At 50.6% G+C, this 19,528-nt stretch carries 17 protein-coding genes, 1 pseudogene and 1 riboswitch; of the genes and pseudogenes, 8 read left to right on the top strand and 10 right to left on the bottom strand.

The features are described 5' to 3' along the window. Positions 1 to 106: 106 nt before the first annotated feature. On the bottom strand, positions 107 to 322 hold the full coding sequence (gene rpsU, locus LVQ79_RS19715; RefSeq protein WP_001144069.1) for a 30S ribosomal protein S21: 216 nt from the start codon (positions 320 to 322) through the stop codon (positions 107 to 109). Positions 323 to 569: 247 nt separating this feature from the next. On the opposite strand from rpsU, the gene tsaD reads away from it, so the two are divergent. After that, complete coding sequence (gene tsaD, locus LVQ79_RS19710) at positions 570 to 1,583, top strand: tRNA (adenosine(37)-N6)-threonylcarbamoyltransferase complex transferase subunit TsaD (RefSeq protein WP_232866267.1); 1,014 nt, start codon at positions 570 to 572, stop codon at positions 1,581 to 1,583. A gap of 35 nt (positions 1,584 to 1,618) precedes the next feature. Here tsaD and plsY read toward each other — a convergent pair whose 3' ends face one another. After that, positions 1,619 to 2,236, bottom strand: a complete 618-nt coding sequence (gene plsY / locus LVQ79_RS19705; RefSeq protein WP_232866265.1) for a glycerol-3-phosphate 1-O-acyltransferase PlsY — start codon at positions 2,234 to 2,236, stop codon at positions 1,619 to 1,621. Between the two features lie 107 nt (positions 2,237 to 2,343). On the opposite strand from plsY, the gene folB reads away from it, so the two are divergent. Both folB and bacA read left to right on the top strand, forming a co-directional pair. Next, positions 2,344 to 2,712, top strand: a complete 369-nt coding sequence (gene folB, locus LVQ79_RS19700; RefSeq protein ID WP_232866264.1) for a bifunctional dihydroneopterin aldolase/7,8-dihydroneopterin epimerase — start codon at positions 2,344 to 2,346, stop codon at positions 2,710 to 2,712. 106 nt (positions 2,713 to 2,818) lie between these two features. Next, positions 2,819 to 3,637 (top strand): undecaprenyl-diphosphate phosphatase, encoded by an 819-nt coding sequence (gene bacA, locus LVQ79_RS19695; RefSeq protein ID WP_232866263.1) that lies wholly within the window; start codon positions 2,819 to 2,821, stop codon positions 3,635 to 3,637. A gap of 79 nt (positions 3,638 to 3,716) precedes the next feature. Here the strand turns inward: bacA and LVQ79_RS19690 are convergent, their stop codons facing one another. Together LVQ79_RS19690 and LVQ79_RS19685 are read right to left on the bottom strand one after the other, a co-directional pair. Then, positions 3,717 to 4,970: a multifunctional CCA addition/repair protein gene (locus LVQ79_RS19690; protein WP_232866262.1), complete on the bottom strand. Its 1,254-nt coding sequence runs from the start codon at positions 4,968 to 4,970 to the stop codon at positions 3,717 to 3,719. A 60-nt stretch (positions 4,971 to 5,030) separates the two neighbouring features. Further along, on the bottom strand, positions 5,031 to 5,651 hold the full coding sequence (locus LVQ79_RS19685; RefSeq protein ID WP_064516062.1) for a TIGR04211 family SH3 domain-containing protein: 621 nt from the start codon (positions 5,649 to 5,651) through the stop codon (positions 5,031 to 5,033). 243 nt (positions 5,652 to 5,894) lie between these two features. On the opposite strand from LVQ79_RS19685, the gene LVQ79_RS19680 reads away from it, so the two are divergent. From LVQ79_RS19680 to hldE, 3 genes are all read left to right on the top strand, one after another. After that, entirely contained in the window at positions 5,895 to 7,193 is a 1,299-nt protein-coding gene (locus tag LVQ79_RS19680; protein WP_232866260.1) for a CYTH domain-containing protein, read from the top strand. A 146-nt stretch (positions 7,194 to 7,339) separates the two neighbouring features. Continuing rightward, positions 7,340 to 10,192 (top strand): bifunctional [glutamate--ammonia ligase]-adenylyl-L-tyrosine phosphorylase/[glutamate--ammonia-ligase] adenylyltransferase, encoded by a 2,853-nt coding sequence (gene glnE / locus LVQ79_RS19675; protein WP_232866259.1) that lies wholly within the window; start codon positions 7,340 to 7,342, stop codon positions 10,190 to 10,192. 55 nt (positions 10,193 to 10,247) lie between these two features. Continuing rightward, positions 10,248 to 11,681: a bifunctional D-glycero-beta-D-manno-heptose-7-phosphate kinase/D-glycero-beta-D-manno-heptose 1-phosphate adenylyltransferase HldE gene (gene hldE, locus LVQ79_RS19670; RefSeq protein WP_232866257.1), complete on the top strand. Its 1,434-nt coding sequence runs from the start codon at positions 10,248 to 10,250 to the stop codon at positions 11,679 to 11,681. Between the two features lie 205 nt (positions 11,682 to 11,886). Here the strand turns inward: hldE and LVQ79_RS19665 are convergent. The 3 genes and pseudogenes from LVQ79_RS19665 to ubiK form a co-directional block, all read right to left on the bottom strand. Then, positions 11,887 to 13,515, bottom strand: a pseudogene (locus LVQ79_RS19665) (flotillin family protein); the annotation flags it as partial. Between the two features lie 13 nt (positions 13,516 to 13,528). Further along, positions 13,529 to 14,164 carry an OB-fold-containig protein gene (locus tag LVQ79_RS19660; RefSeq protein WP_232866255.1) on the bottom strand — a complete coding sequence of 212 codons (636 nt, stop codon included), beginning with the start codon at positions 14,162 to 14,164 and terminating at the stop codon, positions 13,529 to 13,531. A 241-nt stretch (positions 14,165 to 14,405) separates the two neighbouring features. Then, positions 14,406 to 14,690 (bottom strand): ubiquinone biosynthesis accessory factor UbiK, encoded by a 285-nt coding sequence (ubiK, locus tag LVQ79_RS19655; protein ID WP_232866253.1) that lies wholly within the window; start codon positions 14,688 to 14,690, stop codon positions 14,406 to 14,408. A gap of 124 nt (positions 14,691 to 14,814) precedes the next feature. Beyond that, a riboswitch (FMN riboswitch) is annotated at positions 14,815 to 14,962 on the top strand. Positions 14,963 to 15,058: 96 nt separating this feature from the next. On the opposite strand from ubiK, the gene ribB reads away from it, so the two are divergent. Further along, positions 15,059 to 15,712, top strand: a complete 654-nt coding sequence (gene ribB, locus LVQ79_RS19650) for a 3,4-dihydroxy-2-butanone-4-phosphate synthase (protein ID WP_232866251.1) — start codon at positions 15,059 to 15,061, stop codon at positions 15,710 to 15,712. Positions 15,713 to 15,761: 49 nt separating this feature from the next. Here the strand turns inward: ribB and zupT are convergent, their stop codons facing one another. Beyond that, positions 15,762 to 16,529: a zinc transporter ZupT gene (zupT, locus tag LVQ79_RS19645; RefSeq protein ID WP_064516072.1), complete on the bottom strand. Its 768-nt coding sequence runs from the start codon at positions 16,527 to 16,529 to the stop codon at positions 15,762 to 15,764. Positions 16,530 to 16,728: 199 nt separating this feature from the next. On the opposite strand from zupT, the gene ygiD reads away from it, so the two are divergent. Continuing rightward, positions 16,729 to 17,517 carry a 4,5-DOPA-extradiol-dioxygenase gene (gene ygiD, locus LVQ79_RS19640; RefSeq protein ID WP_232866250.1) on the top strand — a complete coding sequence of 263 codons (789 nt, stop codon included), beginning with the start codon at positions 16,729 to 16,731 and terminating at the stop codon, positions 17,515 to 17,517. A gap of 158 nt (positions 17,518 to 17,675) precedes the next feature. Here the strand turns inward: ygiD and LVQ79_RS19635 are convergent, their stop codons facing one another. Further along, the gene (locus LVQ79_RS19635; RefSeq protein ID WP_151995984.1) at positions 17,676 to 18,836 is read right to left on the bottom strand and encodes a glutathionylspermidine synthase family protein; all 1,161 of its coding nucleotides are present in this window, start codon (positions 18,834 to 18,836) and stop codon (positions 17,676 to 17,678) included. Positions 18,837 to 18,842: 6 nt separating this feature from the next. Continuing rightward, the gene (locus LVQ79_RS19630; RefSeq protein WP_064516077.1) at positions 18,843 to 19,517 is read right to left on the bottom strand and encodes a DUF1190 family protein; all 675 of its coding nucleotides are present in this window, start codon (positions 19,515 to 19,517) and stop codon (positions 18,843 to 18,845) included. Between the last annotated feature and the right edge of the window lie 11 nt (positions 19,518 to 19,528).

The following is a 19,528-nucleotide window of genomic DNA, read 5'->3' as shown; positions in this document are numbered from 1 at the left end:
AGGAAGTATGTCAGTTCATGAACGAAAATAAGCCGCGCATTCCTTTCGGAAGCACGGCCTTTACAACTACTACAAGTCTGTTCCGGAGGTGTAAACCTCCAGGATACTAGTACAGACGAGTGCGGCGTGCGTTTTCGCGAGCCAGTTTCTTAGCGTGACGTTTCACAGCAGAAGCTTTAGCGCGTTTACGTTCAGTCGTTGGTTTTTCATAGAACTCACGACGACGAACTTCCGCCAGAACACCTGCTTTCTCACAAGAACGCTTGAAGCGACGCAGTGCTACGTCGAATGGCTCGTTTTCACGTACTTTAATTACCGGCATTAACTCTCACCTTTGATAAATTCGGTTTGCCGCTGACTGAGGCGTCAGCTATTTCAAAATGGTGCGGAATTTTACTGCAACTACTGCTGCTTTGTAAAGCACCGGACAACCAGAAACCTGGCTTTTAAGGCCGGAATCTTCCAGGGGTGCGGATTATACACCACCTACGCCCAGTATGTGAGCAAAGTTTTACAATAAGCGCTCATGGGCTTAAACTTCGCCGCAAGACTTTGAGGTAGAGAACGCCATGCGTGTACTGGGTATAGAAACATCCTGTGATGAAACCGGCATCGCCATTTACGACGATGAAAAGGGTTTATTAGCCAATCAATTGTATAGTCAGGTGAAATTGCATGCTGACTACGGCGGCGTGGTGCCGGAGCTTGCTTCCCGTGACCATGTACGTAAAACCGTGCCATTGATTCAGGCGGCTCTTAAAGAGGCTGGATTAACAGCAAAAGATATTGATGGTGTTGCCTATACCGCCGGACCAGGGCTTGTAGGAGCACTGCTTGTAGGCGCAACAATTGGCCGTTCTCTGGCGTTTGCCTGGGATGTACCCGCTGTGCCGGTGCATCACATGGAAGGGCATTTATTAGCCCCGATGCTGGAAGATAATCCGCCAGAGTTCCCGTTTGTGGCACTGCTGGTTTCCGGCGGCCATACGCAACTGATTAGTGTGACGGGTATTGGCCAATACGAACTTCTGGGTGAGTCAATTGACGACGCTGCAGGTGAAGCCTTTGATAAGACGGCCAAACTATTGGGTCTGGATTATCCTGGTGGCCCAATGTTGTCAAAAATGGCTTCTGAGGGCACTGAAGGGCGGTTTACTTTCCCACGCCCGATGACCGATCGCCCTGGTCTTGATTTCAGTTTCTCTGGTCTGAAAACCTTTGCTGCGAACACTATTCGCGGCAACGAAGCAGACCCGCAAACGCGTGCCGATATCGCTCGTGCCTTTGAAGATGCGGTTGTCGATACCCTGGCAATCAAGTGCAAACGGGCATTGGATCAAACCGGTTTTAAACGTCTGGTGATGGCTGGTGGTGTGAGCGCCAACCGTACACTGCGTGCGCGTATGGCAGAAATGATGGCTAAGCGCCGTGGCGAAGTCTTCTACGCTCGTCCTGAGTTTTGTACCGATAACGGTGCGATGATTGCCTATGCAGGTATGATTCGTTTGAAAGCAGGAACGGTGGGCGAATTAAGCGTAACAGTCCGCCCACGTTGGCCATTGGCTGAGTTACCTGCGGCGTAAAAACTTTGCAGAATTAGTCGAGAAGGAGTGAGCAATCACTCCTTTTTTTTGTCTTTATTTTTGCGCAGTTTCTTCCAGATTTTGGTTTCTTGCCCGCGCCACAAACGCTGAATATTATCGTGATGGCGCATTAAAATCAGGCAAGAAAGCATAGCGACCGGGAAGGTGAACTGCGGTTTGAACCACCAGACATAGAAAGGGGCAATCAGTGCGCTAATTATGGCACCTAGTGAGGAATAACCGCTGAGTAATACACTCAACAGCCAGGTTCCAGCCATCACGCCGGTTAAGTCCCAGCCGATAGGTGCAATAGCGCCAAAGGCGGTCGCAACCCCTTTGCCACCGTGGAAATTAAAGAAAACGGGCCAGATATGGCCAAGACAGGCAGCGATGGCGATAAGCCCAAGCCAGAAAGGTGTCACACCCAGCGCGTAAGCCGCCCAGACGGGTAACATTCCTTTGAGAACATCAAAAATGAGTACCGCTACGGCTGCACCTTTACCGCCAATTCGCAAAACATTGGTCGCACCTGGGTTGCCGGATCCATTCTCTCGTGGGTTAGGGAGACCGGCGATTCGGCAGACCAGGATGGCGCTAGAAATTGAGCCGCAAAGATACGCAAGCAGGATCATGCCAGGCGCGATTGCACTCATAACGCTGTTCCATTTTGAAAGTGTCGTTGTATTCTCTGCATCTGTGGATAATACGCATATTTCGCCGGAAGTGGTATCTGGCGTGACTAAAAACCGGGCAGGGCGTGATGGATATTGTATTTATAGAGCAACTTACTGTAATCACCACTATTGGTGTTTATGACTGGGAACAAACCATCTCCCAGAAGCTGGTATTTGATATCGAGATGGCATGGGATAATAGCCTGGCCGCCAGCAGTGATGATGTAACTCATTGTTTAAGCTATGCAGATGTCAGCGAAGCGGTAATCAACCATGTATCTGGCGGCCGTTTTGCATTGGTAGAACGTGTTGCTGAAGAGGTAGCGCAATTGCTGCTGACTCGCTTTAACTCACCTTGGATCAGGTTAAAAGTCAGCAAGCCAGGCGCTGTGGCACAGGCCGCGAATGTTGGCGTGGTGATTGAGCGTGGCGTTAATCTTAAACTCAGTAAATAAGTTCATCATAGTTAAACCAAAAGTAGGTAACCTGGTCTGAACTGTGATCTTTCGCGGCAGATGCCGCTTTTTTAACGTTTGTTTTTGGGGTTAGAGGATTTTTTTAATGAGCGATCTGCACTCGTTGGTTATTGCCGCGATTCTTGGTGTTGTCGAGGGGTTAACGGAGTTTTTACCCGTCTCGTCCACCGGCCATATGATTATTGTTGGTCATCTTCTGGGATTTGAAGGTGATACCGCGAAAACATTTGAAGTGGTAATCCAGCTTGGTTCGATCTTAGCTGTTGTGGTGATGTTCTGGCGCCGCCTGTTTGGCTTGATTGGCATTCATTTTGGTCGCCAACCGCATGAAGGTACTGGAACAGGGCGTTTGTCGCTGATCCATATCTTGCTGGGTATGGTGCCTGCTGTGGTTCTGGGACTGGTATTCCACGATGCCATTAAATCACTCTTTAACCCTATAAACGTCATGTACGCATTAGTCGTCGGCGGCGTATTGCTGATTGCAGCAGAACTGTTAAAACCAAAAGTCCCGCGTGCTGATGGGGTTGATGACATCACCTATCGTCAGGCTTTTGCAATTGGTTGCTTCCAGTGCTTAGCGTTATGGCCTGGTTTTTCTCGCTCTGGTGCGACAATTTCAGGTGGGATGTTAATGGGTGTTAGCCGTTATGCAGCATCTGAGTTCTCGTTCTTGCTAGCGGTGCCGATGATGATGGGTGCCACGGTGCTGGATGTGTATAAGAGCATCGGTTTCCTAACCATGGCTGATTTGCCAATGTTTGCCGTTGGTTTTATTACCGCATTCATCGTTGCGCTGATTGCGATTAAAACCTTCCTGCAAGTTATTAAACGCATCTCCTTTATCCCGTTCGCAATTTATCGCTTTGCGGTCGCAGCAGTGGTTTATTTCGTCTTCTTCTAAAGTTCTCCACTCAGTAATAAAAAAGCCACTCATATTGAGTGGCTTTTTGTTTGGCGTCTTCGTTTGTGGCAGATATCCATCAGCTAGCGGATGGTAAAGGCGTGGTCAACCCCGCTTCTTTTTTCCATGCTTCCACGGCGGCAATACGGCGGCGCGTTAATTCATCGCGAATTGCGGGTCCGCTAAAACCATCATCAATCACTTCTTTGTTGGTGACGCTTTGCGCCGCATTCCAGGCCGCTCGCAGCAACCTGCCTTGTGGATAATCACTGGCTTCAAAACCAGTGCGCCCACGAGCATCGGCTTCACTGGTTAACGCCACCTGTTCGACGCGCTGTGGTTTGCGCCATGCGTCGATGGCATCGAATAATTTGATGATGGTTTTGGGTTGCAGGATAGAAATCGTATGAATCAGATCGTGATATTCGGCAACCAGTTTGGCGAGGTCACGAATTTCATTCGGCACACGCATGCGCTGGCATAACCGTTCGACAAGTTTTACCCCTGCCGGGCCATGCCCATGGTGACGCGGCCAGAACTCTTTTGGCGTGAGCCCTTTACCGAGATCGTGGCACAGCGTGGCAAAGCGTACGTCAACGTCCGGGCTGAGCTGGGCGGCAATCGCCAGCGTCATCAGAACGTGAATACCGGTGTCGATTTCCGGGTGCCACTTTTCTGGCGCAGGCACACCAAATAGCGCGTCGATTTCCGGGAACAACACTTTCAATGCCCCGCATTTGCGCAGCACATCGAAATAAACCTGTGGGTTACGGCTAGTGAGGGCGTTTTCCGTCTCTTTCCACACGCGCTCCGGCGTGAGGTGCTCAAGTTCGCCGTTAGAGGCCATGGAGGACATTAGCGTCAGGGTTTCTGGGGCAATCTGGAAACTAAGATGGGCGTAACGTGCAGCAAAACGCGCCACGCGTAAAACGCGCAGCGGGTCTTCATTAAAAGCGGGAGAAACATGGCGCAGCAGACGTTTTTCGATATCGGCACGCCCGTTGTAAGGGTCGATAAATTCGCCGTGTTCGTCCTGGGCAATCGCATTGATGGTCAAATCGCGGCGCAGCAAGTCCTGCTCAAGCGTGACATCAGGCGCGGCATAACAGGTAAAACCTGTATATCCCTGGCCTGATTTACGTTCAGTACGCGCGAGTGCATATTCTTCACGTGATTTAGGGTGCAGGAACACCGGGAAATCTTTCCCTACCTGCTGGTACCCAGCATCAAGCATCTCTTGTGGTGTTGCACCAACAACCACCCAATCTTTATCTTTGACCGGTAATCTCAACAACCCATCACGTACTGCACCACCGACCAGATAAATCTTCACGCTTTAATGCCCCTGCATCCAATTACGATAATACGTAAGTGTAGGATACAGGGTTGCAGATTAGTTCATCCAGCGATCTTTCTTCTTGCGGCTTGGGATCATGTGAGGCAGCAACAGGCCGAGCAGCAGACCGAAACCAGCGACGCCGCCGCCATACATAAACCACTGCATAATGATGGCACGTTGCTTGTCATCCAACTGAACATTCGCGGCATCGACTTTCTTCTTTGCGACGATCAATTGGTTCTTAAGTTGTTGATTTTCTTCTTTAAGACCAGTAATTACGCTGTCACTCTGTGCAACTTTCTGCTGCATTTCAGCCGTGCGCTGATTCCAGGTGGTATCGATATTTGTGAGCTTGTCAGTCAGCGTCTTAACCTGGTTTTCAAGGTCCGGCACACGCGTACGCAGGCTTGGATTGGTGCTCAGTTGCGCCAGTGGGATCCAGGAGGTACGGCCATTACTGTCGCGCACCTGGCCATATTTAGTTTCTTCATTGCTTTGCAGCAATGTCACTTCTTCGCCCGCATTTACGGTGCCAAGCAAGCGGTAATTATCCCCAGGACCACTACGCACCCAAGTGTTCAATTCGTCAGATACATAACGTTTTTCATCGGCATGAGCCACTACGGAAACGCTAAGGGAGAGCAAAGTAAGGCAAATTAGGCGGAATTTGTGCATGATTTCGTCGTTATTGTCATAAATAGTGGAACGATAGTAGTGGCATCAGTCTGACGGTGCAATCCGTAAACCTGAATGAGAATCATCCTGGTGTGAATTTGACCAATTGCTCACAGCTTATGGCTCGTCAAAATGCGCGCCACTCATGGTAATTTGGCGAAAAATATTATCTACTGACACCCATCAAACGATTAAGTTCGTCAGGCATTAGCCCGATGTGACACAACCAAAAGTAAAATGACGATGACTCAGGAAATCGAACTCAAATTTATTGTTAATCCAGCTGTACTGGATTCTCTTCGTAACACATTAAATTCGCTGGAAAGCCAGCATAGTGAACCCCGCCAGTTGCTCAACATCTATTATGAAACCGCCGACAACCAGTTGCGCCGTCATGATATGGGTTTACGCATCCGTGGCGATAATGGCCGCTATGAAATGACGATGAAAATCGCAGGCCGTGTCACTGGCGGGCTGCACCAGCGCCCGGAATATAATGTTGAGCTTAGCAAGGCTGAGCTTGACCTGTCGCTGCTGCCAAAAGAAGTCTGGCCTGAGGGCCTTTCTCCGGACGATTTGCAATCCCAGCTAAACCCACTTTTCAGCACTGATTTTGCCCGCGAAAAATGGGTGGTGACGTACGGCAAAAGCCGTATCGAACTGGCGCTGGATCTCGGAGAAGTGAAAGCGGGTGAACTGTCTGAGCCATTGTGCGAGCTGGAACTGGAATTACTCGAAGGCGAGACGGCAGACGTTTTAGCCTTTGCGAAGCAACTGGTTGCTCAACCGGGTTTACGTCAGGGCAGCCTGAGCAAAGCCGCGCGTGGATACCATCTGGTGCAGGGAAATATGGAAAGAGAAATTAAGCCGTTAACGGTATTACGCGTTCCCCCGAAAGCGACGGTTGAACAAGGACTGGAAGGTTCACTGGAACTGGCGCTTAGCCACTGGCAATACCATGAAGAGCTGTGGTTGCGTGGTAACGGCAAAGCGAAAGCACAGGTTCTGGAAGCGGTTGGCCTTGTGCGCTACGCACTGGCGCTGTTTGGCGGCATTATTCCACGCAAGGCGAGTACGCAAGTTCGTGAACTGGTCGCAACTTACGAAACCATGCTGGCCTCTGACCTTAAAGCGCAGGAGCTGGCTTTCAGCGCCGAAAGTAGCCAGGCCAAACTGGCGCTGACCGAGTGGTTGGTAGGGCGTCAATGGCAGAAATTCACCGACGAAAAAGCTAACGTCAAACTGGCGGGTTCGTTTAAGCGTTTTGCGGATACTCATCTTTCGCGCCACGCCGCAGAACTGAAAGAAACTTTCCAGCGCCCGTTAGGTGACAGCTATGCTGATCAACTGCCGCGTCTGGCGCGTGAAACTGGCTCTATCCGTCTGCTGGCAGGCGTTTATGAAGATGCGAAAACGCAACCGTGGTTGGACAACTGGCAAGGGCTGCGTCATGCCATTGCGACGCGCCAACAAGTAGAAATCGAACATTATCGTAATGAAGCTATTGCGCAGGCCCCATTCTGGCTGCATAGCGGAAAATAATCCCCGTCATACTTCGAGTCGCAGGGTTGTTGGCCGCAGGAACTCACCCCAGTCACTTACTCTTGTAAGTTCCTGGGGATTAGTTCCCTTGCCGCCTACCTGCAACTCGAATTATTTAGGGGATACTGTTAACAAGGGATACGACCATGATGTCGCAAGCGCCACTATTACAGCAGCATTTGCAGGCGGCGCTGGCGCGTCTGCCACAAGAGATTGACCGCCAGACGCTAAGCCCTGAGGCTCAGGCTGTGCTGGCGTTTAGTGATTTTGTTTGTGACAGCATGGCAGCTCACCCCGCATGGCTCGAGGAATTACAGCACTCAGCGCCGCTTGCCGACGAATGGCAGCACTACGCGGCCTGGCTGCAGCAAGAGTTGCAGGGGGTCGATAGCGAACTCGCTTTAATGTCCGCACTGCGCCTGTTCCGCCGCCGCATGATGGTGAGAATTGCCTGGTCGCAGGCCTTACAGCAAGTGCCAACTGAAAGCTCTCTCCAGCAGTTGAGTGCGTTGGCAGAAACGCTGATTATCGCCGCCCGTGACTGGCTCTATGCCGCATGCTGCCGCGAATGGGGCACGCCGTGTAACCAGGCGGGTGTCGCACAACCGCTGATGATTCTTGGTATGGGCAAACTTGGCGGCGGTGAGCTGAACTTCTCCTCGGATATCGACCTGATTTTTGCCTGGCCGGAAAACGGTTCTACCCTGGGTGGGCGCCGTGAACTGGACAACGCCCAGTTCTTCACACGCCTCGGCCAGCGCCTGATTAAAGTCCTCGACCAACCGACACAAGACGGCTTTGTTTATCGCGTCGATATGCGCCTGCGTCCGTTTGGCGACAGCGGCCCGTTGGTGGTGAGCTACGCCGCATTAGAAGATTATTACCAGGAACAAGGCCGTGACTGGGAACGCTACGCGATGGTTAAAGCTCGTATCATGGGCGATAACGACGATGTGTGGAGTCAGGAGCTGCGCAACATGCTGCGTCCTTTTGTCTTCCGCCGTTATATCGATTTCAGTGTGATCCAATCCTTGCGAAACATGAAAGGGATGATCGCCCGTGAAGTCCGCCGCCGTGGGTTGACCGATAACATTAAACTTGGCGCGGGCGGCATTCGCGAAACCGAGTTTATCGTTCAGGTATTCCAGCTGATTCGTGGCGGCCGCGAGCCCTCTTTGCAGTCACGTTCGTTGCTGCCGACCCTTAAAGCTATTCAACATTTGCACCTGCTGCCAGAAGGCGATGCCGTCAAACTGAATGAGGCCTATTTATATCTTCGCCGCCTCGAAAACCTGCTGCAAAGCATCAATGACGAACAAACTCAGACGCTGCCTGGGGATGAGCTGAACCGCGCTCGCCTTGCATGGGGCATGAACGCGCAAACCTGGGATGAACTGCAAGAAACGCTGCAACAGCATATGAATGCGGTGCGCCAGGTATTTAACGAGCTGATTGGCGATGATGAACCTGAACCGGGCGAGGATAAACTCTCTGAAGCTTGGCGTGAGTTGTGGCAGGACGCATTGGACGCTGATGCGAATACGCCAGTGTTGGAGCATTTAACGCCGCAAGCGCGTGGCGAAGTTCTGCGTCTGGTAAGTGATTTCCGCCAGGACACTGACAAGCGCACCATTGGCCCGCGTGGCCGCCAGGTGCTGGATCAACTGATGCCGCGCCTGCTGTGCGAGGCTTGTTCCCGCAGCGATGCGCCGTTGCCGTTGTCGCGCTTAACCCCGCTGTTACTCGGCATTGTCACACGCACCACCTATCTTGAGCTGCTGACGGAATATCCGGGAGCGCTGAAGCACCTGATCACGCTGTGTGCTGCGTCGCCAATGATTGCCAGTCAACTGGCACGTTATCCGCTGCTGCTGGATGAATTGCTAGACCCGAATACGCTTTACCAACCGACCGCCACCGACGCCTATCGTGATGAACTGCGCCAGTATTTGCTGCGCGTTCCTGATGACGATGAAGAACAACAGTTGGAAGCGTTGCGCCAGTTTAAACAGGCGCAGCTGTTACGCGTAGCGGCGGCTGACATTACGGGCACGTTGCCGGTGATGAAAGTCAGTGATCATCTGACCTGGCTTGCCGAAGCGATGATCGATGCTGTCGTCCAGCAAGCCTGGGCGCAAATGGTCTTGCGATACGGCCAGCCAAAACACTTACAGAACCGTGAAGGGCGCGGGTTTGCGGTGGTCGGTTATGGCAAACTCGGTGGCTGGGAACTCGGCTACAGTTCCGATTTGGATCTTGTTTTCCTGCACGATTGCCCGTCGGATGTGATGACTGATGGTGAGCGTGAAATTGACGGTCGCCAGTTCTATTTACGCCTCGCGCAACGCGTTATGCACCTGTTTAGCACACGAACCTCATCGGGCATTTTGTATGAAGTCGACGCGCGTTTGCGCCCGTCGGGTGCCGCTGGCATGCTGGTGACTACCGCCGAAGCCTTCGCTGATTATCAGCAAAATGAAGCCTGGACCTGGGAGCACCAGGCCCTGGTGCGCGCACGTATTGTCTATGGCGATCCGCTGCTTAAGCAGGAATTCGATGCAATTCGCCGCAAGATTTTATGTGTGCCGCGTGAAGGTCAAAAACTCCAGACCGAAGTGCGTGAAATGCGCGAAAAAATGCGTGCGCATCTGGGTGGGAAAACCCGTGAACGCTTTGATATTAAAGCCGATGAAGGTGGTATTACCGATATCGAATTTATCACTCAATATCTGGTTTTACGTTATGCGGCGCAGGCGCCAAAATTGACGCGTTGGTCTGACAATGTGCGCATTCTGGAATTAATGGCGCAAAACGACATCATGAGTGATGACGAAGCGAAAGCGCTGACGCATGCTTATGTCACGTTGCGCGATGAACTTCATCACCTGGCATTGCAAGAGCTGCCTGGAAACGTGGCAATGGATACATTCACTCAAGAGCGCGAGCAGGTATTAACAAGCTGGCACAAATGGCTGAGTGAGCCGCAAACACGCGCATAAGATTAATTGTGATATTATCCGCGACAAAATTTTATCCCTCTCTGGAGAGTCAGGAATGAAAGTAACGCTGCCCGAATACAGCCGTGCAGGCGTCATGGTAGTTGGTGATGTGATGCTGGATCGCTACTGGTATGGCCCTACGAGCCGCATCTCCCCGGAAGCTCCGGTGCCAGTGGTGAAAGTCGAGAATATTGAAGAACGCCCTGGCGGCGCGGCTAACGTGGCAATGAATATTGCTTCGCTGGGTGCAAATTCACGCCTGGTTGGCCTGACGGGCATCGACGATGCTGCACGCGCGCTCAGCCAGACGCTGGCCGGTGTGAACGTTAAGTGCGATTTCGTTTCGGTCCCGACTCATCCGACAATCACCAAACTGCGTGTACTTTCCCGCAACCAACAGCTGATTCGCCTCGATTTCGAAGAAGGCTTTGAAGGCGTTGACCCGGAACCTTTGCACGAGCGTATTAGCCAGGCTTTGCCACACATTGGCGCGCTGGTGCTTTCTGACTACGCAAAAGGCGCGCTGGCAAGCGTCCAGCATATGATTAGCCTTGCGCGTGCGGCCAATGTGCCAGTGCTGATTGATCCGAAAGGCACAGACTTTAATCGCTATCGCGGTGCTACGTTGTTGACGCCAAATCTCTCTGAATTTGAAGCGGTTGTTGGCAAGTGTAAGAACGACGAAGAGCTGGTGGAACGTGGTATGAAGCTAATCGCTGAATACGATCTTTCCGCTTTGCTGATTACTCGTTCCGAACACGGTATGACACTGCTTCAGCCTGGCATCGAGCCGTTCCATTTGCCGACGCAGGCGCAGGAAGTTTACGATGTGACCGGTGCGGGTGATACGGTAATTGGTGTGCTGGCGGCAACGCTTGCTGCGGGTAATTCGCTGGAAGAAGCATGCTACTTTGCCAATGCGGCAGCAGGCGTGGTTGTTGGCAAACTGGGTACTTCCACCGTTTCGCCAATTGAGCTGGAAAACGCTGTGCGTGGCCGTGCTGACTCAGGCTTTGGCGTTATGACCGAAGCTGAGCTGAAAGTGGCTGTGGCTAACGCGCGTAAGCGCGGCGAGAAGGTCGTGATGACCAATGGCGTGTTCGACATTCTTCATGCGGGCCACGTTTCGTATCTGGCCAATGCGCGCAAGCTCGGCGACCGTCTGATTGTTGCGGCAAACAGTGATGCTTCAACCAAACGCCTGAAAGGTGAAACCCGTCCGGTGAACCCGCAGGATCAACGCATGATCGTGTTAGCGGCCCTGGAAGCGGTGGATTGGGTTGTGTTGTTTGAAGAAGACACTCCGCAACGCTTGATTGGCGAGATCTTGCCTGACCTGCTGGTCAAAGGTGGCGATTACAAACCGGATGATATTGCCGGGAGTAAAGAGGTCTGGGCCAACGGTGGTGAAGTGATGGTGCTGAATTTTGAAGATGGTTGTTCAACCACGAACATTATTAAGAAGATTCAAAAAGATAGTGGTCAGTAATTGCCACTAAAAAAATGCCCCGGTAACAATAACCGGGGCATTTTTGCCAGAACTGTAGACTTTACTATTCCAGCTAGCGTAAGGGTTACTCTGCCACTACCGGCAGGGACTCAAGCTCTCTGTTGTCGGATTGTTCTTTCCTTTCAACATGTAAGTTCTTATCTACATCTGCAATCAATGCGGGCTGTGCTCTTTTTTCCAGGGCTTTCAATGGTTCGCTCAGTCCAGAAAGTGATCCGCCGGAAAGACCAATTTCATTGAGTAAAGAATCAATTAACGGAGCTTGAGTGCGGTAGGCTAACGCTGCAGACAACGCTTGTTCAGCCAGATTTCCACCCCCAATACCACCGCTAGAGGTTTCGTTGACTGCGCCGCCACGGTTCAAGCCATCAACCTGAATGATCTTAATACCTTCGATAGCTTTCATCGGTTCAACAGATTTTTCAATGACAGCTGGCAGGGATTGCAGCAGCGCCAGTTTGAACTTGAGGCTGGTCTGCTCATCGGAAAGCACGTTGATAGCATCGTTAAGTGCGCGCTGAGCCTCCGCTTCCGCGAGGCCTTTTTTACGTGCAGCTTCTGCCAGTTCAACAATAGCTGCAGCCTGCATTTCTGCCGCATCTTTCTCAGCTCTTGCGCGAACAGTCAGTTCCACAGCTTTAGTTTCCGCATCTTGAGCTGCTGCAATCAATGCCACTTGCTTTGCACGGTCCGCTATCGCGGTTTCTTTGGTTGTAACCACATTTTGTTCCGATCTCACGGCTTCCGAACGGGCATCGTTGGCTCGTGCCTCTGCCTGGGATTGCTGTTCTGATTTGCCTGCAATAGCGATCGCTTTATTTTGTTGCGCAATTTCGGTGACTTGCTGTTGGTCAATCTCTTTGATACGAATTTCTCGTTCGGCTTCAACCTTACGAGTCCGAACCATCTGCTCTCTTTCGATTTCACTTTCCTGGATCTGGCGTTCAGAGAGAATACGGCTTTGCTCCGCTTCCCGATGACGCTCGGCTTCGAACACCGCGATTTTAGCGTTTTGCTCAGCTGTACGGGTTTTAATCTGCTGTTCTTGTTCGAGCGACATAAAAGATTCTTGCTGCGTAATTTCGAGCTTACGTGACAATGCGTCACGGTTTTTCTCGCGTACAGCGACTTCAACATCCTGCTCGACTTCGTTTCTTTCTCGGCGCCTGCGTTCTGTTTCTTGAGTGAGCTTGGTCAGGCCTTCGGCATCAAAGGCATTATTAGGATTAAAATGTTCTTTCTCAGTTTGGTTGAAGTTAGTCAGGGATACACTTTCTAACTCCAGACCGTTTTTGGTAAGGTCTTCTGCAACAGTGTTCTGAACGCCCTGGACAAAGTTTTCGCGGGTGTCCTGGAGTTCATGCATCGTCATTTGCGCAGCGGTAGCTCGCAGCGCATCGACGAATTTATCTTCTACCAGAATGCGTAAATCTTCGGGAGAAAGTGTGCGTTGACCTAATGTCTGAGCAGCGGTGGCAATACCTTCTTTTGTCGGTTTGACTCGAACAAAGAATGCAACCACGACATCGACACGCATGCGATCTTTGGTAATTAAGCTGTCTTTCATCGCCCGGCTAACTTCAAGCTTTAGGGTGTTCATATTAATGACGATGATTTCATGGAAAACAGGCAGCGTAATGGCTCCCCCGCTCATCACAACTTTAAGACCGCCAAGCCCGGTTCTGACAAATGCCTGTTCCGCAGAAGCGCGGTTATATAATCGGGCAAAGATCAAACCGATTATAAAAAGCGTGACCACGACACTGATGGCAGTAACAAGCCACAAGGGCATGGAATTTATTCCTTCAAACATATCTCTTCCTTTTCTAAATTAAAATATCAGGCCAGGGGTTTTTCTCGGCCAAATAGCGTGTGCTCGTTAAACGTTCAATAATGATTATTCTGTCTCCTGAATGCAGTTGGGTTCCTTCTTCAGGTTCAACAAGTAAATAATGTATCTGCCCAAATTTATCTTTCAGCCTTGCTTCGCAAGGTTTACCTGCAATGGCGAGGGAGCCGGTAACGAATGCCAGGCATCCTATAAAACTTTCTTCTGAAACTGCGCTGCTTTCATCATGTGGTAACCAAGGGGCCAGTTTTATGCCCAAAGTATGGACCAAAGGACATGTGAGTATCAGGCTGAAAATAGAAACTAAAAAGGGCGAGAGAGGGGAGCCGAAGAATGTGATTATACAGTATTGACTACAGACGCCGATAAGCCCAAAACATCCCAGTACAAGGCATAGTACGACCATAAGGGGGATTCGACCTACGTTCAGATAGTCTAAAAATTGTATAGCCGGGGATTCATGAGTACTGATATGGATGTGCTCAAAATGAGCATCCAGCGCGCCCGATAAATACCATCCTAAAAGAAGTGAAATAAGCTCAGCAATACCCAGAAGAATTAATATGGTGAAGGCACATAAAAAAGGGCTGTAGTCATACGTAAGTAAATTCATGAGTGGAAATTTCCCTTTTTATAATATTCGCATAAGTTATAAATTAATTTAATACATAAATAATGTGAATTATAAAATTACGATGCGAATGAGTACTGGGAAAATATAGCCTTGGAAAGGCGCGGGTCAATCTTTTCTGAGGCAAACGAAGCTAATATTCAGAAGTTTCGCAACTAATTATGCGAATTAATCAAGGGATGAGAATCAGGAATACGCTCCCTGATGAAAAGGGAGCGAATTTTTACATCTGCGGTTCAGTTGGAGGAGTAACTTCCGGTGCCTGAACGCTACGATTCTCAAGCTCGGTTAAACGCTGCTCCAGTAAAGCCAGTTTTTCTCGGGTGCGCAGTAGCACTTGAGTCTGCACATCAAACTCTTCACGGCTCACCAAGTCCAGGCGAGTTAACTGCGACTGCAAAACCTGGCGAACTTTTTTCTCGACATCATCCCCGAATTCACGAATCCCTTTCGGCATTGACTCGTGGACCTGGCGTGCGATCTGTTCAATTTTTTTCGGGTCAATCATAGCGGCTTCCATAATCTTACGGGATTGTCTGCCTTAATTGTAATGCCTGCATGGCTGGTTAGAAACCCGAAATGTTATAAGGTTTGCCGTTGCCAGAGAAAATCATCGGCGTTATAGTAAGTCTGCTTATTCTCAGGGCGGGGTGTAACTCCCCACCGGCGGTAAATCAGCGAACGCTGAAAGCCCGCGAGCGCTCCAGAGCAATCTGGAGGTCAGCAGATCCGGTGTAATTCCGGAGCCGACGGTTATAGTCCGGATGGGAGAGAGTAACGACTAAGCTCAAGCTTTTAAGCCTGCTCACGTTATTTTTATAGCTCCTAAGACTGCCCTGATTCTGGTAACCATAATTTTAATGAGGTTTTTTTACCATGAATCAGACGCTCCTTTCTGCATTTGGCACCCCTACACAGCGCGTAGAACACGCTCTTGAAGCACTACGTGAAGGCCGCGGGGTTATGGTTCTTGACGATGAAGATCGCGAGAACGAAGGTGACATGATTTTCCCTGCGGAAACCATGACCGTTGAGCAAATGGCTCTGACCATTCGCCACGGTAGCGGTATTGTTTGCCTGTGCCTGACTGAAGAACGCCGTAAACAACTCGAATTGCCAATGATGGTTGAGAACAACACCAGTGCTTATGGCACCGGGTTTACTGTGACTATCGAAGCTGCAAGTGGTGTAACTACCGGTGTTTCTGCTGCAGACCGTATTACGACTGTGCGTGCCGCGATTGCTAATGGCGCAAAACCAAGCGACCTGAACCGCCCGGGCCATGTGTTCCCGCTGCGTGCTCAGCCTGGTGGCGTGTTAACGCGTGGTGGTCACACTGAAGCAACCATTGATTTGGTAACGCTTGCTGGTTTTAAACCGGCTGGTGTTTTGTGTGAACTGACCAACGATGATGGCACCATGGCGCGTGCACCTGAGTGCATCACCTTTGCTCGCCAGCACAATATGGCTGTTGTAACGATTGAAGACCTGGTGGAATACCGCCAGTCTCACGAACGCAAAGCAAGCTAACTAGCGAGCTAAAAAGCAAAAAGCCCGGTTATTACACCGGGCTTCTTTTTTAGCCGATTCCGTTGCTTTGCAGCAGCGTCAGGCTAAACCCCATCACCGCCATACCGCAAAGCACACCGTAACTTGGATTGTTATGTGGATCGATTTCTTTAGCGAGTGGCATTAGTTCATCAACTGACAATGCCACCATAATGCCTGCTACGGCGGCCATAATGGCAGCCATTAAAACTGGCGAAATCATCGGGCCTAAAATCAGCCAGGCGAGTACACCACCGAGAATTTCCGCAAGTCCCGAAATCCCTGCCCAGAAGATGGCTTTGCGTTTTGAACCCGTAGCCGCGTAGACCGGGCCCGCCACGGCCAAACCTTCAGGAATATTGTGCAATGCTACTGCGAGCGCAATCCCCATCCCTAATTCCAGGTTACTACTGGCAGTTACAAACGTTGCTACCCCTTCAGGGAAGTTGTGCAGGCTAATACCCAGCGTCAGCAGCAATGCGGTGCGGCGTAAATTACGCGGCTGTGGCTTGCTGTCCATCAAATCTTGCGGATGCGCATGGGGTAGGGCGCGATCGAGTGCGAAGTAGCCCAGCAAACCCAGCATAAACATGCCATAACCCAGTACCGGCGACATTCCCTCGGTATGGAGTGCGGCAGGCAGCATCTCCATTAAAGAGATAAGCAGCATAATGCCCGCTGCAAAGCCGAGGGAAAATGCCAGCACACGGTTTGATGGCTTCTGGCCGAGCACGCCAAGAAAAGCACCAATGAAAGTGGCTCCCCCTGCTAATAGGGTCAGGATCAAGGGTACTGACATTTATCACTCCTTTTGATAATGATTCTCATTCATATTAATGGGCGATGTGATAAAAATCGAGAGCCAGTTGAGAAGCTTTACACATCGCTTACATTCAAATTTCCTGAAGATCTTCATCATTCTTATCTGAGTTCTTCATAGCGTAAAAGCGCGTACTGTAGTTTTCATAAACTGAATGACCCGATTAAAGGACACCACCATGACAACTCAACGAATGCCTGCGCTCTTCCTCGGACACGGTAGCCCAATGAACGTGCTGGAAGATAACCAATATACCCAAGCCTGGCGCCATTTGGGAGAGACGTTACCGCGCCCAAAAGCTATTGTGGTGATATCTGCACACTGGTTCACTAAAGGCACGGGTGTTACGGCAATGGAAACGCCAAAAACTATCCATGATTTTGGTGGTTTCCCACAGGCTCTCTACGATACTCATTATCCGGCACCGGGTTCCCCTGAGCTGGCACAACAGTTGGTCGATTTGATGGCCCCCGTTCCGGTGATGCAAGACAAAGAAGCCTGGGGGTTTGACCACGGCTCCTGGGGTGTACTTATTAAGATGTACCCTAATGCCGATATTCCAATGGTGCAACTCAGTATCGACAGCACGAAACCGGCGGACTGGCATTTTGAAATAGGCCGCAAGCTGGCGACATTGCGCGATCAGGGCATCATGCTCATTGCCAGTGGTAACGTGGTTCATAACCTGAGAACTGCGCGCTGGCACGGTGAAAACACGCCATATCCGTGGGCAGAATCATTTAACCAATACGTTAAAGACAATCTCACCTGGCTTGGGCCGGTAGACGAACACCCATTGGTTAACTACCTGGAACATGAAGGTGGATCGTTATCTAACCCAACAGCGGATCACTACCTGCCACTGTTATATGTTCTCGGGGCATGGGATGGTAAAGAGCCAGTTACACTGCCGACAGACGGTATTGAGATGGGATCGTTGAGTATGCTTTCTGTGCAGATTGGCTAACTTACCCGTCATACTTCAACTTGCAGAGGTGTTGACTACGCTCACTCACCCCAGTCACTTACTCATGTAAGCTCCTGGGGATTTGTTCTCTTGCCGTCTACCTGCAAGCTGAATTATTTAGGGTAAGAATATGATGCTAGTTTCGAGTATTTTTATATTTACTCTACAAACACATGCGGATAGAAGCGCGAAAGATCCTGAGTGATCAGCTCGCGATCTTCACGAATGCCAATACCTGCAGGTTGATCGTTGATAAGCCAGCTACCGATCAGCACATAACTGTCGCCAAATTTAGGCAACTGATAGAATTCCTGCACGATCATGCCTTCTTCACCGTAAGGGCCATCGACACGGGCAATTTCTTCGCCGTTTTCGATGATCTTCACATTTGCACCTTCCCGGGAGAAGATTGGCTTCACCACGTATTTATCCATCGCCGGATAGTTATCTTCGGCGAAATAAGCAGGCAGCAAGTTTGGATGATCCGGGAACATTTCCCACAGCATTGGCAGCAATGCCTTGTTGGAGATAATGCTCTTCCAGGCAGGCTCCAGCCAGCGAACGCCAGCATCTTCGAGTTTGGTGGAGAACACTTCACGCAGCATGAATTCCCATGGATAGAGCTTGAATAGGTTACTGATAACCTGATCCTGCAAATCGGTGAACTGGCCTCTCTCGCCCAGACCGATATCTTCCATGTAGACGAATTCGCTCGCCACTTCTGCTTCAGCTGCACAATCTTGCAAATACTGAACCGTGCCGCGATCTTCTGTGGTGTCCTGGCAGCAGGCGAAATGCACCAGATTGAAGCCGTGTTGCTGTTTTAATTCAGCAAAACGTTCAATCAGCTTCTCTTGCAGGCTGTTGAACTGATCGCTTCCTTCAGGCAGATTCCCTGCCTGAACTTGGTCTTCAAGCCAGATCCACTGGAAGAATGCCGCTTCGTATAACGAAGTTGGGGTATCGGCGTTATTTTCCAGGAGCTTAGGTTCACCCACGCCATCCCACGCGATATCCAGACGGGAGTAGAGAGACGGCTGCTGCGAACGCCAGGACTGGCGCACAAATTCCCAGGTGTGTTTCGGGATGCGGAATTTGGCCAGCAGCTCATCACTGCTCACCACTTTTTCGACAACTTTCAGGCACATCTGGTGCAGTTCAGCGGTGACTTCTTCCAGGCGTTCAACTTGAGCGAGCGTTAGCTTGTAATATGCGTCTTCACACCAGTACGGCTCGCCATACATGGTGTGAAAGTTAAAACCGTATTCAGTGGCTTTCTCGCGCCAATCCGGGCGCTCAGTAATCGCAATTCTTTCCATAATTTCTTAGCCACCCATGGAGCGAGAAGAACCTGTTGCGCTGTTACTGCGCTGCATAGTTGATTGTTTGGCAACTGAGTCACCGAAACCGCCACGAGTCACTGTACTGGTGGTTGCAGGTTTTGGTGCCATGGCAGTTTTTGGAACTGTCGCGGTACGGCCAGGTGTGGCTGCACCATAGCTTTTGCCGGTGGCATCAGCATATTTACCGTAAGCCGGGCTTGCTGGATTTTTAGAGCTAAACAACGGTTGCTGCGCGAAACCCGCACCGCCGCCCATCAGGCGACCCATCATGTAGCCTGCCATCAGCGGCATCCAGAAGCTGCCACTTTGTTGTGGCTGAGCCTGAGCTTGTTCACCAGCCATACTGGCTTGTGCAGGGGCTTGCTGACATTGGCCTTCACCAAACTCAGCAATACATTCTTCGCGCGAAGCGTATTTCGGTGCGGTACGTTCTGCTTCTTTCAGCGCGTTGTTAAAGGCAGTAGTACATTCAGCACTTTTACCAGGGTTGGCCTGCGAGCAGTCATCCGCGTTTTGATACATGGAAACTGTTTCGTCATTTTGTTCGCAACCGGCAAGCATAAACACAGCGGTAACGGCCAGTGCGACCGGCGTTAAATGGCGAGCGTTCCAGCTTTTGCGGAACGATGCGTGATTTATGATTTTTGTCCGTTTCATTGTTCTGTCCT

Source organism: Buttiauxella cochleicola (assembly GCF_021282405.1).
GTDB classification, from domain to species: domain Bacteria; phylum Pseudomonadota; class Gammaproteobacteria; order Enterobacterales; family Enterobacteriaceae; genus Buttiauxella; species Buttiauxella massiliensis.
This window is presented reverse-complemented; position numbering and strand designations above follow the sequence as displayed.

What these genes read in the sequence shown, in the direction of transcription:
- rpsU (WP_001144069.1), bottom strand. Translation starts at nt 322, where the DNA reads ATGCCGGTAATTAAAGTACGTGAAAACGAGCCATTCGACGTAGCACTG.
- tsaD (WP_232866267.1), top strand. Translation starts at nt 570, where the DNA reads ATGCGTGTACTGGGTATAGAAACATCCTGTGATGAAACCGGCATCGCC.
- plsY (WP_232866265.1), bottom strand. Translation starts at nt 2,236, where the DNA reads ATGAGTGCAATCGCGCCTGGCATGATCCTGCTTGCGTATCTTTGCGGC.
- folB (WP_232866264.1), top strand. Translation starts at nt 2,344, where the DNA reads ATGGATATTGTATTTATAGAGCAACTTACTGTAATCACCACTATTGGT.
- bacA (WP_232866263.1), top strand. Translation starts at nt 2,819, where the DNA reads ATGAGCGATCTGCACTCGTTGGTTATTGCCGCGATTCTTGGTGTTGTC.
- LVQ79_RS19685 (WP_064516062.1), bottom strand. Translation starts at nt 5,651, where the DNA reads ATGCACAAATTCCGCCTAATTTGCCTTACTTTGCTCTCCCTTAGCGTT.
- LVQ79_RS19680 (WP_232866260.1), top strand. Translation starts at nt 5,895, where the DNA reads ATGACTCAGGAAATCGAACTCAAATTTATTGTTAATCCAGCTGTACTG.
- glnE (WP_232866259.1), top strand. Translation starts at nt 7,340, where the DNA reads ATGATGTCGCAAGCGCCACTATTACAGCAGCATTTGCAGGCGGCGCTG.
- hldE (WP_232866257.1), top strand. Translation starts at nt 10,248, where the DNA reads ATGAAAGTAACGCTGCCCGAATACAGCCGTGCAGGCGTCATGGTAGTT.
- LVQ79_RS19660 (WP_232866255.1), bottom strand. Translation starts at nt 14,164, where the DNA reads ATGAATTTACTTACGTATGACTACAGCCCTTTTTTATGTGCCTTCACC.
- ubiK (WP_232866253.1), bottom strand. Translation starts at nt 14,690, where the DNA reads ATGATTGACCCGAAAAAAATTGAACAGATCGCACGCCAGGTCCACGAG.
- ribB (WP_232866251.1), top strand. Translation starts at nt 15,059, where the DNA reads ATGAATCAGACGCTCCTTTCTGCATTTGGCACCCCTACACAGCGCGTA.
- zupT (WP_064516072.1), bottom strand. Translation starts at nt 16,529, where the DNA reads ATGTCAGTACCCTTGATCCTGACCCTATTAGCAGGGGGAGCCACTTTC.
- ygiD (WP_232866250.1), top strand. Translation starts at nt 16,729, where the DNA reads ATGACAACTCAACGAATGCCTGCGCTCTTCCTCGGACACGGTAGCCCA.
- LVQ79_RS19635 (WP_151995984.1), bottom strand. Translation starts at nt 18,836, where the DNA reads ATGGAAAGAATTGCGATTACTGAGCGCCCGGATTGGCGCGAGAAAGCC.
- LVQ79_RS19630 (WP_064516077.1), bottom strand. Translation starts at nt 19,517, where the DNA reads ATGAAACGGACAAAAATCATAAATCACGCATCGTTCCGCAAAAGCTGG.